Source organism: Tistlia consotensis USBA 355 (genome assembly GCF_900177295.1).
GTDB lineage: Bacteria > Pseudomonadota > Alphaproteobacteria > Kiloniellales > DSM-21159 > Tistlia > Tistlia consotensis.
This window is the reverse complement of record NZ_FWZX01000023.1, coordinates 38,533-53,028: the sequence shown is the minus strand read 5'-3', so window position 1 is coordinate 53,028 and position 14,496 is coordinate 38,533. Positions and strand designations below refer to the sequence as shown.

The window sequence follows — 14,496 nt, the reverse complement described above, 5'->3', positions numbered from 1 at the left end:
GCCGCGGCAGTCGGCGCCTTGACCGGGATCAAGCAGCCGGTAAAAGCCCCCGGTAGGAAGCAGGGGCGTCATCGACAGACAGGGAGCGCAGCGGCATGGATATCACCCGTCTCGGCATCCTCGGGGCCGGCACCATGGGCAGCGGCATCGCCATCGGCGCGGCGCTGGCCGGCATCGAGACGCTGCTGGTCGACATCGATTCGGCACGCCTGACCTCGGCCCTCGCCGAGGCCGAGCGATTCTACGAGCGCGGCATCGAGAAGGGCCGGATCGCCCCCACGGCGGCGGACGCGGCCCGGGCACGGCTGAAGACGGTGGCCGCCATGGCGGCCTTCGCCGACCGAGACCTGATCGTCGAGGCGGTGTTCGAGGACTTCAACCTGAAGGCCAAGGTGTTCCAGGAGCTCTCGTTGATCGCCCGCCGCTCGGCGATCCTGGCGACCGACACCTCCTGCCTGAGGGTCGGCGACCTGGCCGTCAACGTCGAGGCGCCCGAGCGCTTCCTCGGGCTGCACTACTTCAGCCCGGCCCAGATCAACCCGCTGGTCGAGGTCGTGCGCGGTGCCGAGACCAGCCAGGCGACGGTCGAGACGGCGCTGGCCTTCACCCGGGCGACCGGCAAGACGCCGCTGCTCTGCAAGGATTCCTTCGGCTTCGCGGTCAACCGCTTCTTCTGCCCCTTCACCAACGAGGCGGCACGCCTGGTCGACGAGCAGCTCGGCACGACCGCACAGGTCGACCGGGTCGCCCGCGAGGCCCTCGGCGTCGCCGTCGGCCCCTTCGCCGTGCAGAACATCGTCAAGCCGCGGATCAACCTGCACGCCATCCGCAACTTGGCGCCGCTCGGCCCCTTCTATGCGCCGGCCGAGCTCCTGGAGCGCGTCGGCGAGGCCGGCGAGAGCTTCGAGATCGGCGAGGATCCGGGCCCCGGGGCCGAGACCGACGCGCTGATCGCCGAGCGCCTGCAGGGCGCCGTCTTCCTGCCGGTCCTGGAGGAGCTCGACGAGACGGTCGCCAGCCCGGCCGACATCGACCGCGGCGCCGCCCTGGCACTGAAGTTCGGCAAGCCGCCCTGCGCCCTGATGGACGCGCTCGGCCGCGAGGCCGTCGAGGAGCGGGTCGCGCCGCTCTGTCAGCGCTACGGCGTCGCGCTGCCATCCTCGATCGAGCGGGTCGGCAGCCTGATCAGCTGACCGCCGCCAGCCAGGCCAGCACCGGCCCGTCGGCGCGCAGCCGCCAGCGCGCCGGCCCGTCGCAGCGCACCGCATCGAGCGGCGCCGGCCGCAGCGAGAGGTCGGCGACTTCGAGCGCCCCCTCGCCCTCGACCCAGAGCAGCACGGCCGGGCCGCTCTCGAAGGTCTCGGCGACGCCCGGCTCGAGGGCGATCCGGGTCAGCGCGGCCTCCGCCCGGCCGCGCCGGACCATGACGTTGAGGTCGGTGACCGGCCCGCCGAGCAGCGCGCAGTCGGTCGGCCGGTCGGCCGGAAAGCGATGCGGCTCGCTCGCTGGCGTCAGCGCGACCGGCGGCGCGGCGCCGACGGTCAGGCTGAGCCCCTCGCCGGACAGGATCGCCATGACGCGCTCGACCCCGGGAAAGGCCGAGAAAGGCCCCGCCGCCTCGACCCGCGCGATCGAGATCCGCCAGTCGAAGTCGTCGAGGCCGGCGCCGGCCGGCTCGATCGCGAGGTCGGCGGTCAGCCCGCCGCCGTTCTTCCAGGGCCGCGAGACCCGCTCGGCCGCAGGCAGGTAGAGAGCGCTGGTCATTCCCGATGCTGACGCCAACGGCCCGCGGCTGGCAAGGGGCCCCGGCTGTTGCCGGAGCCCCTTGCCCGGAGTCCCTCCGCGCCCGCTCAGGCCTGCTTCGGCTGCAGGTCGACGCTGTAGAGCGCGGTGTCGGCGATGTCCTTCAGGGTGACGGTCATCACCTCGCTCTCGCTGTCGATCTCGACCAGGCCGAAGAACTGCAGGCCGGCCGAGGGCGGCAGGTTGGGCTTGCCGCCCGGATCCTTGGAGAAGACGACCTGCGGGCCGAAGGTGTCGTCCATCTCGCCGGGACCGAAGCTGCCGGCGTGGATCGGCCCGGAGACGAACTCCCAGAAGGGCTCGAAGTCCTGGAACTGCGCCTTGTTCGGGTCGTAGTAGTGCGCCGCCGTGTAGTGCACGTCGGCGGTCAGCCAGACCGTGTTGGCGACGCCGTTCAGCTTGATGAAGCGCAGCAGCTCGGCGATCTCGAACTCGCGGCCGAGCACCGGGCCGTTGCCGTTCGAGGAGTTCTCGAAGTCGGTCTTGCCGTCGCGCACCATGATGCCGATCGGCATGTCGGCGGCGATCACCTTCCAGGTCGCCCTGCTGGCCAGCAGCTCGCGCTTCAGCCAGGCCAGCTGCTCGGAGCCGAGGAAGGCGGTGTCCGGGCCGGCGGCCGGCTGGCGGTTCGGGCCGTTCGGGCCGCGGAAGGAGCGCATGTCGACGACGAAGACGTCGAGCAGCGGGCCGTAGGCGATCTTGCGGTAGACCCGGTCCGGCTCCTGGGCCGGCGTGCCGATCGGCATGTACTCGTGGAAGGCGCGGTTGGTGCGCGCGGCGAGCAGCGAGGAGGACTTGACGCCGTGCCTGTCGTTCGCCGGCAGGATCTCGCCGGGATACCAGTTGTTCAGCGTCTCGTGGTCGTCCCACTGCACGATGCGCGGCACCGCGGCCATCAGGGCGCGGTAGTTGTGGTCGAGCAGGTTGTACTTGTAGTTGCCGCGGAAGTCGGCGAGCGTCTCGGCGACCTTCGACTTCTCCTCGGTCACGATGTTCTTCCAGACCGTGCCGTCGGGCAGGGTCTTCTCGGCCTCCAGCGGACCGTCGGCGTAGATCGTGTCGCCGGAGTCGAGGAAGAAGTCGGGATCCTGCTTGAGCATCGCCGCGAAGCCCCTGAGGCCGCCCCATTCCTCGTTGATGCCCCAGCCCTGGCCGACCGTGTCGCCGGTCCAGACGAAGCGCACCGAGCGCCGGTCGGCCGGCGCGGTGCGGAAGCTGCCCTGCAGCGGCGCCGAGGCGACGCCCGGCTCCGACAGGTCCTCGAAGGAGACGCGGTAGAAGACCTGCTGGCCGGCCGGCAGGCCGGAGAGCCGCACCTTGGCGGTGAAGTCGCTGTCCTCCAGCGCCGCCGGGCCGACCAGGCGGCGGGCCGTCGCGAAGCTCTCGCGGGTGTCGTACTCGACGATCATGCGCGAGGGCCGGTCGCTGCGGCTCCAGACGATGCCGCTGTCGGCCATGACGTCGCCCGACTGGATGCCGTGGGTGATCTCGGGCCGGCTGGCGGCGCGGCTGATCGCCGGGGCGACGAAGCTGGAGACCGCGGCGACGCCGAGGCCGGCGGCCGAACCGGTCAGGAAGCGGCGGCGCGAGAAGCGGGTGTTGGGCACGAGCAGGCGAGTCATGGAATCTCCCTCGAGCGGAAGCGATGAAGGCTTCGGAGAAGCGTTCCCGGTTGGGCGGCCTGCAGACTGCCTGCGCCCCGTGACAGTTGATCAAAGGCCCGCGTAACGGAAGCTTGAAGCTTTTGCGGCAGCCTGCGATCCGCCAACGTCACCGCGTCCTGCGGGCCATGCATGGCACGGTCCCGGCTGCGCGGCTTTGCCGCACCGACGCCGCACCCCACTATCCCGGAGACCCTTCCGACAGGATGCTCATGACCGATTCCGCCGACAGTCCGGGCCAGGCTTCGAACGACCTCGGGCAGAAGCCCCGGCCGTCGCTGCTCATGCTGATCGCCATCAGCACCCTCGGCCCGCTGGCGCTCAACATCCTCGTGCCCTCGATGCCGGGCATGCAGAGCAGCTTCGGCGTCGACTACGCGACGGTGCAGCTGACCCTGACGCTCTACCTGATCGGCATGGCCGGCTGCCAGGTCTTCTACGGCCCGCTGTCCGACCACTTCGGGCGCCGGCCCGTGCTGCTCGGCGGGCTCTGCCTCTTCGTCCTGGCCGGCATCGCCGGCGCGCTGGCGCCCTCGATCGAGGTGCTGATCGCCGCGCGCCTGGCCCAGGCGATCGGCGGCACCGCCGGGGTCGTGCTGGCGCGCGCCATGGTGCGCGACCTCTTCGGCCGCGAGAAGGCCGCCTCGGTGATCGGCTACATCACCGTCGTCTGGGCGGTCGCGCCGATGCTGGCGCCCGGCCTGGGCGGCCTGCTGGAGGAGGCGACCGGCAGCTGGCGCAGCGCCTTCCTGCTGCTGATCGGCCTCGGCACCCTGGTGCTGCTGGCCTGCCTCAAGTGGCTGCACGAGACGAACCACCACCGGGGCCAGGCGCACGCCCAGGGCAGCGGCGCGATGGCGCTGCTCAGCGGCTACCGCTGGCTGGTGCGGCGGCCGCGCTTCTGGCTCTACACCCTGACGCTCGGCTTCACGAGCAGCGTGTTCTTCTCGTTCCTCGGCGGCGCGCCCTATCTGATGGTCGAGGTGATGCACCGCTCGCCGCTGGACTACGGCACCTGGTTCATCGTCGTCTCGATCGGCTGGATGGCCGGCAACTTCCTGTCCGGCCGCTACTCGCAGCGCGTCGGCGTCGACGCCCTGCTGCTGGCCGGCGGCGCGCTCGCCGCCCTCGCCTCGCTCGTCGGCCTGATCCTCGGCGCGACGCTCGGCCTGGAGCCCTGGCTGATCTTCCTGCCGATGACCTTCGCCGCCCTGGGCAACGGCATGACCATGCCCAACGGCTTCGCGGCGGTCGCCAGCCTGAACCCGGCGGTCGCAGGTGCCGCGGTCGGCCTGGCCGGCTGCCTGCAGATCAGCACCGGCGCCCTGGCCAGCCAGGCGGTCGGCATCCTGCAGCGCTACGACACCCTGGCGATGTTCGCCCTGATGGTCGGCTGCGGCACGGCGGCGACCCTCGCCCAGCTCGTCAACAACCGCCTGCGCGCCGCCGAGTCGGCGGCCGCCGCCCGGGCGATCGAGCTGCCGGCGGAATAGCGGCGTCCGGACACGCGAAAACGCGGCCTCGAAAGAGACCGCGTCCGGCCGAACTCGTAATCGGGAAGCGCGCGGCGGCCCGGAGGGCGCCGCGCGGATCCGTCGACGGCGGCGGGCTAGAAGCCCTCGCGCTCCAGGCGCTTGCGCAGCAGCTTGCGGTGCCGGCGCACGGCCTCGGCACGCTCGCGCTTGCGGCGCTCAGACGGCTTCTCGAAGTGGCGGCGCAGCTTCATCTCGCGGAAGACGCCCTCGCGCTGCAGCTTCTTCTTGAGCGCGCGCATTGCCTGGTCGACGTTGTTGTCGCGAACGGTAACCTGCACGGTCGATCCGACCTCCTCGGTCTGCGCTTGAGTTCTCGTTGGATCTCGACAAAAAACACCCGCTCGCGCTTTGACCAGCGCGGCAGGTGGCAGTCTGGTACCATAGCCCCGGCGCGTTGTGAAGCGAAACCCGCCTGCTCGCGCGGCGAAAGGCCGCCGCATCGAGGCCGGGTCCGGGCCGAGGCCCCCGGCCAGCGCTTTACGCCCGGGCCGGGTCCCGCCATATAAGGACGCCATGGCCATACTCAAGATCGCCAAGATGGGGCATCCGGTGCTGCTGGCGCCGGCGGCCCCGGTCGCCGATCCGACGGCGCCGGAGGTCGCGGCCCTGGTCCGCGACATGATCGAGACCATGGAGGACGCGCCGGGCACCGGCCTCGCCGCTCCGCAGGTCCACGTGCCGCTGCGCCTGGTGATCTTCAAGGTCGGCCGGCAGCGCGCCCGCTCCGAGGACGGCGAGGCGGCCGAGGGCGTGCCGCTGACCGTGCTGATCAACCCCGAGGTCGAGCCGCTGTCCGACGAGACGGTGCTGGGCTGGGAGGCCTGCCTGTCGGTGCCGGGCCTGGCCGGCGAGGTGCCGCGCTGGAAGCGCATCCGCTACCGCGGCCTCGGCCTCGACGGCCAGCCGGTCGAGCGCGAGGCCGAGGGCTTCCACGCCCGGGTCGTGCAGCACGAGTGCGACCACCTCGACGGCCGCCTCTACCCGACCCGGATGGCCGACATGACGCGCCTCATGTTCACCAGCGAGATCCGGCACCACACCCAGGCTGCCGCGGAGGACTGACCCCATGGCCACCAAGCCGAAGAGCGAGCAGATCCACGACCTCGACAGGCTCCGCGAGCGGCTGGTCGACGCCATGCTGCCGCACGTCGCCTTCGACGGCTGGAGCGAGACGTCCCTGCTGGCCGGCGCCCGTGACCTGAAGCTGGAGCCCGGACTGGTCATGGCCGCCCTGCCCGGCGGCCCGGCCGAGGCGGCGCGGGCCTTCTCGGAGCTGACCGACCGGCGGATGCTGGAGGCGGTGCCGGCCGCGGAGCTCGCGGGCCTGCGCGTGCGCGACCGCGTCTCGGCGCTGCTGCGCGCCCGCTTCGCCCTGCTGGAGCCGCACCACGAGGCGATGCGCCGCCTCGCCTCCTTCCTGGCCCTGCCGCCCCATGCCGCGCTCGGCGCCAAGCTGGCCTGGAAGACCTGCGACGCGATCTGGTACGCCGCCGGCGATACCGCGACCGACTACAACTGGTACTCCAAGCGCAGCCTGCTGCTCGGCGTGCTCGGCACGACCTCGCTCTACTGGCTGAACGACCGCAGCGAGGGCCGCGAGGCGACCCGGGCTTTCCTGGAGCGCCGCATCGACGAGGTGCTGAAGATCGGCGGCACGCTGGGCAAGGGCATGGCGCGCATCCTCGACCTGCCGGAGCATCTGCTCGGCCGCCGCCTGCGGCCGCGCATGCGGGTCAGGTAGGCCGCCGCTACTCCTGCGCCAGCTTCTGGTGCAGGACGTGGACCATCTGGCCGACCGCGACGGTCAGCTCCTGGCCGCTCGCCAGGTTCTTCAGCTTGACGGTGCCGGCATCGAACTCGGTGCCGCCGGCGATCAGCGCGAAGCGGAAGCCCTTCTTGTCGGCGTACTTGAGCTGCTGGCCGAGCTTCTTCGGCTCCAGGAAGACCTCGGTCTTGATGCCGCCCTCGCGCAGGTAGCGGGCCAGCTTCAGGTAGTCGCCGGTGCGCTCACGCTCCAAGGTCGTGACCAGCACCGGCGCCGGGCTCTGGGCCGAGGCCTGGACGATGCCCGCCTTGAACAGGCTGGACAGCAGGCGGGTCAGGCCGATCGAGATGCCGACGCCGGGCAGCGGCTTGTCGATGAAGTGGCTGGCCAGGTCGTCGTAGCGGCCGCCCGAGCAGATCGAGCCGATCTCCGGGTGCTCGACCAGGCGGGTCTCGTAGATCGTGCCGGTGTAGTAGTCGAGGCCGCGCACGATGGTCAGGTCGATCTCCAGGTGGCTGTCGGGCACGCCGAGCGCGGCGACCGCCTCGGTCACCTCGGCCAGCTCGTCGACGCCGAGCGTGAAGCGCTCGTTGCCCGAGACCGAGTAGAGGTGGCTGATCAGCTCCTCGTTGGAGCGCTTGGTCGCGATCAGCGCCATCAGCTTGTCGAGCGCTGCGGGCGCCAGCGCGCCCAGGGCCTCGATCTCCGCGACCACCTTGCTGGCGCCGATCTTCTCGATCTTGTCGACCGTGCCGAGCACCGCGTGGATCGCGCCGTCCGGGCAGCCGAGGTGGGTCAGGTAGCCCGAGAGGATCTTGCGGTTCGAGATGCGGATGACGAAGTCGCCGATCGCGAGCTCGCGGAACAGGTCGTAGATGATCGCCGGGATCTCGGCATCGGTCGCGATCGACAGCTGGCCGTCGCCGATCACGTCGATGTCGCACTGGTAGAACTCGCGGAAGCGCCCGGCCTGGGGCCGCTCGCCGCGCCAGACCTTCTGCATCTGGTAGCGCCGGAAGGGGAAGGTCAGGTGGCCGTAGTTCTGCGCGACGTAGCGCGCCGTCGGCACCGTCAGGTCGAAGTGCAGCGCCAGGCCGGTCTCGGCCTCCTCGCCCTCGCCGGCGGCGAGCCGCGACAGGGCGTAGATCTCCTTCTCCAGGCCGCCCTTGGCGGTCAGCACCTCGGTGCGCTCGGCGGCCGCCGTCTCGATCGGCGTGAAGCCGTAGGCCTCGAAGGTCGCACGGATCCTGTCCAGGAAGCGCTGCTCGACCAGCTTCTCGGCCGGCAGCCACTCGGGAAAGCCGCTGATCGGCGTCGGCTTCAGGATCTGCCGCTCCATGGATCGTCCTTGCGTGCTGGCAACCGGTGGCGGGAGGGGCGGCCCGGGCGTCGGAGGGGCCCCCGCAAAACGGCGCGGATCATAGAAGCCGCCCTCCGGGCGTGCAAGGCGAGGTGCACCACCCCGCCGCGGCCTCAGGCGACGGCGCGCCGGCCGGCCGCGCCGCCGCGCAGGTGGCGGGCGAACTCCTCGGCGGCCGGCGTCGCACCGCCGCGCGGCAGCCGCAGGTTGACCGAGAAGTCCGGCAGCGCCGGCAGCCCCGAGTCCGGCCCGAGGATCTCCAGGTCCGCGGGCACCGTGAAGGCCAGCCAGGCGGTGACCGCGAGGTCGGTGCGCACCGTGGTCGCCGTCGCCTCGATGTTGCCCTGCTCGAAGACCGAGCGCCAGGCGCGGCCGTCGCGGCGCAGGGCCTCCAGCACGAAGGGCCGGAAGGCGCAGCTGTCGGCGACCAGGGAGACCGGCAGGGGGCGCTTCAGGTAGGCCGAGCCGGCCCGGGCGCCGACCCAGACCAGGCGGTCGACGCGCAGCCGTTCGCCGGCGCCGCCGCCCAGCGGCTCTTCGACCACCGCCAGGTCCAGGGCGCCGGCCTCGAGCTGCCGCGCGAGCTCGGGCGAGGCGTCGCAGGAGAGCGAGACCTCGACTCCCGGGCAGGCCTCGGCAAAGGACTTGATGGCCGGCGCCAGGAAGCTGCCGACCAGGTCGTAGGGGACGCCGATCCGCAGCGGGCCGACGAAGCGCTCGGCCGCCATCTCGCTCCAGATCTCGTCGTTGAGCAGCAGCAGGCGCTGTGCCCTGCCGAGCAGCCGTTCGCCGTCGGCTGTCAGCCGCAGCCCGCCGCGCCTGCGCTCGAACAGGCCGCAGCCGAGCGCCTCCTCGAGCCGCCGGACCTGCTGGCTGACCGCGCCCTGCGTCAGGTTCAGGGCCCTGGCCGCGCCGGTCATGCTGCCGAGCTCGGCGACCGAGACGAAGCTGCGCAGCAGGGCGGTATCGAGGTTCCGGCGCATGGAGCCATCATGAATTCTAATGGCCGACCGATCAAGAATTGCATTTACTGATTCAGAGGCCGCTTTCTAGCCTGCGGGACCGCCCACCGACGGAACCGCGTCATGCAGCCCGATTCGATCCTGCCCCTGGCCCTCTTCGCCGCCGTCGCGACTCTGTCGCCCGGCGGCGCCACGACCCTGGCGACGGCCTCCGGGGCGCGCTTCGGCTTCCGACGCTCGCTGCCGCTGCTGGCCGGGATCGCGCTCGGCCTCGCGAGCCTGGCGGCGACGGCCGCGCTCGGCCTGGCCGGACTGCTGCTCGAGGTCCCGTCGCTCGGACTGGCGACGAGGCTGGCCGGCTCGGCCTATCTGCTCTGGCTGGCCTGGCGGCTCGCGACCAGCGGCGCGCCGGGCGAAGCCACCGGAACCGCGGCACCGGTCAGCTTCGGCGGCGGCCTGCTGCTGCTGCTCAGCAACCCGAAGGGCTGGGCGATGGCGCTGGCCGCCGCCGGCTCCTTCGCTTCGCTGGCGGACGGCCCCCTGCAGCTGGCCCTGCTGCTCGGCGCGGCCTTCGGGCTGGCCGCTGCCGCCTCGCTGACGCTCTGGTGCGGCGCCGGCCTGCTGCTCGGCCGCTGGCTGCGCACGGAGGCTCGCTGGCGCGTCGCCAACCTGCTGCTGGCGGCCCTGCTCGCGGCCTCTATCGTGCCGATCTGGGCCGGCGTATGAGTCGCACCATGCTCAACGGGCCCGCCTTCCCCGAGACCGTCGACCTGCTGGCAGCGCTCGCCGAGCTGGACGACTTCTGGTCGCCCCGCGTCGTCGCCCGGGTCAACGACCAGTACGTCAAGGTGGCCAAGCTGCGCGGCCAGCTGGCCTGGCACAGCCACAAGCAGGAGGACGAGCTGTTCTACCTCCTGAAGGGCCGGCTGCGCATCGAGTACCGGGACCGGCCGGCCGTCGTGCTGGAGCCGGGAGTGCTCCACGTCGTCCCGCGCGGGGTCGAGCACAATCCGGTCGCCGAGCAGGAGTGCTGGGTCGTCCTCGTCGAGACCGTGACGACGCTGCACACCGGCGACGTCGAGACGCCGCTGACCAAGACCATCGAACAGCAGATCGGCTGACGGCCGCAGCCCAGGGAGGCGGCGGTCGCAGGGCAGCGCCGCGCAGCTGCTGCGCGCCCTGCCCCGTTGCCTTGTCGCGGCAAGGGCGCTAGGTATCCGCCCGCTCTTTCCCGGCCAACCACCTGCAAGCTTTGACAGACCCGTGTCAGACCGCGACCTCGTCCAGCTTCTGCCCCGCGGCATGCGTGACCTGCTGCCGCCGCACGCCGCCGAAGACCGGCGCGTCGAGACGGCGTTGCTGCAGTCGTTCGAGCGTTGCGGATACGAGCTGGTGGCCCCCCCGCTGATCGAATACGACGAGTCGCTCTCGCGGCTCGACAAGCGGGTCTCCACGGACCTCTTCCGCTCCTTCGAGGCGGCGACCCGGCAGACCGTCGGCGTGCGCCCGGACATCGCGCCGCAGGTCGCGCGCGTCGCCGGCAGCCGCCTGACCCGCCAGCCGCGGCCGCTGCGCCTCTGCTACGCCGGACCGACGGTGCGCATGGCCGCCGACGGCGGCCTGGAGCAGAACCGCCAGGTCGGCGTGACCCTGTTCGGCAGCGAGGCCGCGGCGGCGATCGCCGAGGTCGCGGCGGCGGCGGTGCGTGCGCTCAACGTCGTCGGCCTGGACGAGGTCAACCTCGACCTCACCCTGCCGCAGCTGGTCGACACGATCCTGACCGAGGCCGGCGTGCGCTCCGGCATGCGCCGGCGCGCCGAGAGCGCCATGGCGCGCAAGGCCCGCGAGGACCTCGCCGGCCAGGAGCCGAAGCTGGCCGAGCGGCTGGTCGCGCTGCTCGACGCCTCGGGCCCGGTCGAGGACAGCCTGCCGCGCCTGCGGGCGCTCGACCTGCCGGCCGAGGCGAAGCGCCAGGTCGAGCTGCTGGCCGCGGTCGCCGAGCGGCTGAAGCGCTCGGCGCCGGGCGCCACCCTGCTGCTCGACCCGGTCGAGAGCCGCGGCTTCGAGGCCCATGCCGACCTCGGCTTCGCGCTCTTCGTCGGCGGCGCGCGCAGCCACGTCGGGCGCGGCGGCACCTACCGGATGAGCGGCTTCGTCGCCGAGCCCTCGGTCGGCTGCAGCCTCAGCCTCGACCAGCTCTACCGGGTCGTGCCCGAGGCGCCGCTGCCGGAGCGGGTCCTGGCGCCCTTCGACATCGCGCCCGAGCGGCTCGAGGCGCTGCGCCGCGAGGGTCGCATCGCCGTCGCGGCCCTGGAGCCGGTCGCCGACCTCGACCGCGAGGCGGTGCGGCTCGGCTTCACCCATATCTTCGACGGCGCCGGCGTGCGCCGGGTCGGTTAGCTTAGGGCCGCTGGCGCGGCCCCGGCGCCGGCCCGCTCCCCCACCCGGCCACCCACGTCAGTATCCTGGAAGGGTGGCCGGGTGGGGGAGCGGGCCGGCACCGGAACGAACGGACGGGAACGAGACTATGGCCAACGTCGTGGTGGTCGGCGCCCAGTGGGGCGACGAGGGCAAGGGCAAGATCGTCGACTGGCTGTCGGAGCGCGCCGACGTGATCGTGCGCTTCCAGGGCGGCCACAACGCCGGCCACACGCTGGTCGTCAACGACACGACCTACAAGCTGTCGCTGCTGCCCTCGGGCGTGGTGCGGCCGGGCAAGCTGTCGATCATCGGCAACGGCGTCGTGGTCGATCCCTGGGCGCTGATCGAGGAGATCGAGCGGATCGGCAAGCAGGGCGTCACGGTCACGCCGGACTCCCTGAGGGTCGCCGAGAACGCGGCGCTGATCCTGCCGCTGCATTCGCTGGTCGACAAGGCGCGCGAGGCCGCGCGCGGCAAGGACGCGATCGGCACGACCGGCCGCGGCATCGGCCCGGCCTACGAGGACCGGGTCGGGCGCCGGGCCATCCGGCTCTGCGACCTCGCCGACGCCGACCACCTGTCGGGCCGCCTCGACGCCCTGCTGGTCCACCACAACGCCCTGTTCCGCGGCCTCGGCGAGCCCGAGGTCGACAAGGCCGAGCTGATGGACCGCCTGCTCGAGGTGGCGCCCAAGGTGCTGCCCTACGCCGACCGGGTCTGGCAGCGCCTGGACAAGGCGCGGCGCATCGGCCGGCGCATCCTGTTCGAGGGCGCCCAGGGCGCGCTGCTCGACGTCGACCACGGCACCTATCCCTTCGTCACCTCCTCGAACACCGTGGCGGGGCAGGCGGCGGCCGGCAGCGGCATCGGCGTCGGCGCGCTCGACACGGTGCTCGGCATCACCAAGGCCTACACGACCCGGGTTGGCTCCGGCCCCTTCCCGACCGAGCTCCTCGACGAGACCGGCCGGCGCATCGGCGAGCGCGGCCGCGAGTTCGGCACGGTCACCGGGCGCGCCCGGCGCTGCGGCTGGTTCGACGCCGTGCTGGTCCGCCAGGCGATCAAGACCGGCGGCATCGACGGCATCGCGCTGACCAAGCTCGACGTGCTCGACGGCCTGGAGGAGCTGAAGATCTGCACCGGCTACGAGATCGACGGCGCGAGCTACGACCATCTGCCGGCGCTCGGCAGCCTGCAGGCCCGGGCGAAGCCGGTCTACGAGTCCTTCGCGGGCTGGCAGGAGACGACCTACGGCGCCCGCTCCTGGGGCGAGCTGCCGGCCATGGCGATCAAGTACGTGCGCCGCATCGAGGAGCTGATCGAGGCGCCGGTCACCCTGCTCTCGACCAGCCCCGAGCGCGAGGACACGATCCTGATGCGCGACCCCTTCGCGGGGTAGGCCCGGTCGCCGGCCGCGCCGGCCAGCCTGTCACGGACGGTGCCGCGGCAGCAGGAACAGCAGGCAGAAGGTGACGAGGTTGCCGGCTGCGGCGTAGGCGGCGGCCGCGGCGAAGCCCTGGCCGTAGGCCTCGGCCGGCGCCAGGCCGGTCGCCCGCGCCGAGCCCAGGATGCCGAAGAACAGCAGCCCGACCAGGGCGATGCCGAGCGCGCCGCCGGTCTGCTGCATCGTGGCGATCACCCCCGACGCCGAGCCGATGTCGTCCTCGGGGATGGCGCCGAGCACGGTGTTGAGCAGCGGCCCGATGACGAAGCCGTTGCCGAGCCCCAGCAGCACGAAGGCCGGGACCAGCTCGGCCGGCGTCAGCGGCACGGCGAGGCGCGCCACCGCCGCCGCGGCGAGGCAGGCGACGGCGCTGAGCGCGGCACCGGCGATGAGCCCGCCGCGCCGGCGCGCCGCCGGCAGCCGGCCGGCCAGCAGCGAGCTGGTCATGAAGGGGATGCCGACCGCGGTCAGCAGCAGGCCGGCGGTCACCGGCGAGCGGCCGAGGCCCTGCTGGATCAGGAAGGCGAAGGCCAGGTAGAAGGAGTTGAGGGTCGAGTAGAACAGCAGGCTGACCAGCAGCCCGACCAGGAAGGCGCGGTTGCGGAACAGCCCGGTCGGCAGCAGCGGCGCGCCGCCGCCGCGCGACTTGCCGTGCTGGTGGCGCGCGAAGACGGCGAAGGCCGCCGGCGCCGCCGCCAGCATCGCCCAGGCCCAGCCCGGCCAGCCGGCCTCGCGGCCCTCGATCAGCGGATAGAGCAGCAGCCCGAGCGCCAGCGCGCCGAGGCCGACCCCGGCGAGGTCGAGCCGCCTGGCCTCCGGCGAGCGCGACTCGGCGACCAGGCGCGGCAGGGCGAGGGCGGCGGCGAGGCCGACCGGCAGGTTGATCAGGAAGATCAGTCGCCAGGCGAGGCCCCAGAGGTCGGCCTCGACCAGCACGCCGCCGAGGATCTGGCCGGCGATGGCGGCGAGGCCCAGGGTCACGCCGACGGCGCCGAACGCCCGGGCGCGCTCGCGGTCGGTCGGGAAGGCGACGCGGATCAGCGCGAAGGCCTGGGGGAACAGCAGCGCCGCCGCCGTCCCTTGCAGCAGGCGCGCCCCGACCAGCAGCAGCGGGCTCGTCGCCAGGCCGCAGAGCCCCGAGGTCAGGGTGAAGGCGGTGAGGCCGATGCCGAACACCCGGCGGCGGCCGTGGATGTCGCCGAGCCGCCCGCCGGTGATCAGCGCCAGCGCGTAGGCGAAGGCGTAGCCGGCGATGACCAGCTCGGCCTCGGCATAGCTGGCACCGAGGTCGCGCCGGATAGTCGGCACCGCGACGTTGACGACGAAGACGTCCATCACCGCCATGAACGGCCCGGCGAGCAGCACGCCGAGGGCCAGGCGCGCGCGCCAGCGGGCCGCCGTCGAGCCCCGCGGCGGGTCCTGCAGGCAGGCCGCCGGCTCCGCCCCCGCCGCCGTTGCCGCCACCATCGCCCCTTCGCCCATCGGCCTCTCCCAACAGCAGGCGCCGCTTGCCAGCGGCCTCGATGGGAGGGAAGATGGGCCGAG

General features: G+C 72.6%; 14 protein-coding genes. 8 read left to right on the top strand and 6 right to left on the bottom strand.

What is annotated here, in order from left to right; translation table 11 throughout:
* Positions 1 to 95 precede the first annotated feature (95 nt).
* Positions 96 to 1,193 (top strand): 3-hydroxyacyl-CoA dehydrogenase family protein, encoded by a 1,098-nt coding sequence (locus B9O00_RS22490; RefSeq protein ID WP_085124989.1) that lies wholly within the window; start codon positions 96 to 98, stop codon positions 1,191 to 1,193.
* Here the strand turns inward: B9O00_RS22490 and B9O00_RS22485 are convergent.
* Both B9O00_RS22485 and B9O00_RS22480 read right to left on the bottom strand, forming a co-directional pair.
* Positions 1,186 to 1,764: a HutD/Ves family protein gene (locus tag B9O00_RS22485; RefSeq protein ID WP_085124988.1), complete on the bottom strand. Its 579-nt coding sequence runs from the start codon at positions 1,762 to 1,764 to the stop codon at positions 1,186 to 1,188. The genes B9O00_RS22490 and B9O00_RS22485 overlap by 8 nt on opposite strands.
* An 86-nt stretch (positions 1,765 to 1,850) precedes the next feature.
* Entirely contained in the window at positions 1,851 to 3,425 is a 1,575-nt protein-coding gene (locus tag B9O00_RS22480; RefSeq protein ID WP_085124987.1) for an alkaline phosphatase D family protein, read from the bottom strand.
* Between the two features lie 251 nt (positions 3,426 to 3,676).
* Here B9O00_RS22480 and B9O00_RS22475 point away from each other — a divergent pair, with 251 nt between their 5' ends.
* Positions 3,677 to 4,957: a multidrug effflux MFS transporter gene (locus tag B9O00_RS22475; RefSeq protein ID WP_159460294.1), complete on the top strand. Its 1,281-nt coding sequence runs from the start codon at positions 3,677 to 3,679 to the stop codon at positions 4,955 to 4,957.
* 116 nt (positions 4,958 to 5,073) lie between these two features.
* On the opposite strand, the gene rpsU is transcribed toward B9O00_RS22475, so the two are convergent.
* A complete protein-coding gene (gene rpsU, locus B9O00_RS22470; RefSeq protein WP_085124985.1) occupies positions 5,074 to 5,277 on the bottom strand; it encodes a 30S ribosomal protein S21 in 204 nt (67 codons plus the stop codon).
* 235 nt (positions 5,278 to 5,512) lie between these two features.
* On the opposite strand from rpsU, the gene def reads away from it, so the two are divergent.
* Positions 5,513 to 6,061, top strand: a complete 549-nt coding sequence (gene def / locus B9O00_RS22465) for a peptide deformylase (RefSeq protein ID WP_085124984.1) — start codon at positions 5,513 to 5,515, stop codon at positions 6,059 to 6,061.
* 4 nt (positions 6,062 to 6,065) lie between these two features.
* Positions 6,066 to 6,740: a COQ9 family protein gene (locus B9O00_RS22460; protein WP_085124983.1), complete on the top strand. Its 675-nt coding sequence runs from the start codon at positions 6,066 to 6,068 to the stop codon at positions 6,738 to 6,740.
* 7 nt (positions 6,741 to 6,747) lie between these two features.
* Here the strand turns inward: B9O00_RS22460 and hisS are convergent, their stop codons facing one another.
* Positions 6,748 to 8,103, bottom strand: coding sequence for a histidine--tRNA ligase (gene hisS, locus B9O00_RS22455; RefSeq protein ID WP_085124982.1), 1,356 nt, complete (start codon positions 8,101 to 8,103; stop codon positions 6,748 to 6,750).
* A gap of 134 nt (positions 8,104 to 8,237) precedes the next feature.
* On the bottom strand, positions 8,238 to 9,107 hold the full coding sequence (locus tag B9O00_RS22450; protein WP_089229767.1) for a LysR family transcriptional regulator: 870 nt from the start codon (positions 9,105 to 9,107) through the stop codon (positions 8,238 to 8,240).
* Positions 9,108 to 9,209: 102 nt separating this feature from the next.
* Here B9O00_RS22450 and B9O00_RS22445 point away from each other — a divergent pair, with 102 nt between their 5' ends.
* From B9O00_RS22445 to B9O00_RS22430, 4 genes are all read left to right on the top strand, one after another.
* Positions 9,210 to 9,812, top strand: coding sequence for a LysE family translocator (locus B9O00_RS22445; protein ID WP_085124980.1), 603 nt, complete (start codon positions 9,210 to 9,212; stop codon positions 9,810 to 9,812).
* Positions 9,813 to 9,820: 8 nt separating this feature from the next.
* On the top strand, positions 9,821 to 10,207 hold the full coding sequence (locus tag B9O00_RS22440) for a cupin domain-containing protein (protein ID WP_085124979.1): 387 nt from the start codon (positions 9,821 to 9,823) through the stop codon (positions 10,205 to 10,207).
* 142 nt (positions 10,208 to 10,349) lie between these two features.
* The gene (locus tag B9O00_RS22435) at positions 10,350 to 11,486 is read left to right on the top strand and encodes an ATP phosphoribosyltransferase regulatory subunit (RefSeq protein WP_143596322.1); all 1,137 of its coding nucleotides are present in this window, start codon (positions 10,350 to 10,352) and stop codon (positions 11,484 to 11,486) included.
* A 127-nt stretch (positions 11,487 to 11,613) separates the two neighbouring features.
* Positions 11,614 to 12,906, top strand: a complete 1,293-nt coding sequence (locus B9O00_RS22430) for an adenylosuccinate synthase (RefSeq protein WP_085124977.1) — start codon at positions 11,614 to 11,616, stop codon at positions 12,904 to 12,906.
* 30 nt (positions 12,907 to 12,936) lie between these two features.
* Here B9O00_RS22430 and B9O00_RS22425 read toward each other — a convergent pair whose 3' ends face one another.
* The gene (locus B9O00_RS22425) at positions 12,937 to 14,433 is read right to left on the bottom strand and encodes an MFS transporter (RefSeq protein ID WP_089229768.1); all 1,497 of its coding nucleotides are present in this window, start codon (positions 14,431 to 14,433) and stop codon (positions 12,937 to 12,939) included.
* Positions 14,434 to 14,496: the final 63 nt, after the last annotated feature.

Excerpts from the sequence above, each read along its gene's own strand:
- B9O00_RS22490 (WP_085124989.1), top strand. The coding sequence starts at position 96 with ATGGATATCACCCGTCTCGGCATCCTCGGGGCCGGCACCATGGGCAGC.
- B9O00_RS22485 (WP_085124988.1), bottom strand. The coding sequence starts at position 1,764 with ATGACCAGCGCTCTCTACCTGCCTGCGGCCGAGCGGGTCTCGCGGCCC.
- B9O00_RS22480 (WP_085124987.1), bottom strand. The coding sequence starts at position 3,425 with ATGACTCGCCTGCTCGTGCCCAACACCCGCTTCTCGCGCCGCCGCTTC.
- B9O00_RS22475 (WP_159460294.1), top strand. The coding sequence starts at position 3,677 with ATGACCGATTCCGCCGACAGTCCGGGCCAGGCTTCGAACGACCTCGGG.
- def (WP_085124984.1), top strand. The coding sequence starts at position 5,513 with ATGGCCATACTCAAGATCGCCAAGATGGGGCATCCGGTGCTGCTGGCG.
- B9O00_RS22460 (WP_085124983.1), top strand. The coding sequence starts at position 6,066 with ATGGCCACCAAGCCGAAGAGCGAGCAGATCCACGACCTCGACAGGCTC.
- hisS (WP_085124982.1), bottom strand. The coding sequence starts at position 8,103 with ATGGAGCGGCAGATCCTGAAGCCGACGCCGATCAGCGGCTTTCCCGAG.
- B9O00_RS22450 (WP_089229767.1), bottom strand. The coding sequence starts at position 9,107 with ATGCGCCGGAACCTCGATACCGCCCTGCTGCGCAGCTTCGTCTCGGTC.
- B9O00_RS22445 (WP_085124980.1), top strand. The coding sequence starts at position 9,210 with ATGCAGCCCGATTCGATCCTGCCCCTGGCCCTCTTCGCCGCCGTCGCG.
- B9O00_RS22440 (WP_085124979.1), top strand. The coding sequence starts at position 9,821 with ATGCTCAACGGGCCCGCCTTCCCCGAGACCGTCGACCTGCTGGCAGCG.
- B9O00_RS22430 (WP_085124977.1), top strand. The coding sequence starts at position 11,614 with ATGGCCAACGTCGTGGTGGTCGGCGCCCAGTGGGGCGACGAGGGCAAG.
- B9O00_RS22425 (WP_089229768.1), bottom strand. The coding sequence starts at position 14,433 with ATGGGCGAAGGGGCGATGGTGGCGGCAACGGCGGCGGGGGCGGAGCCG.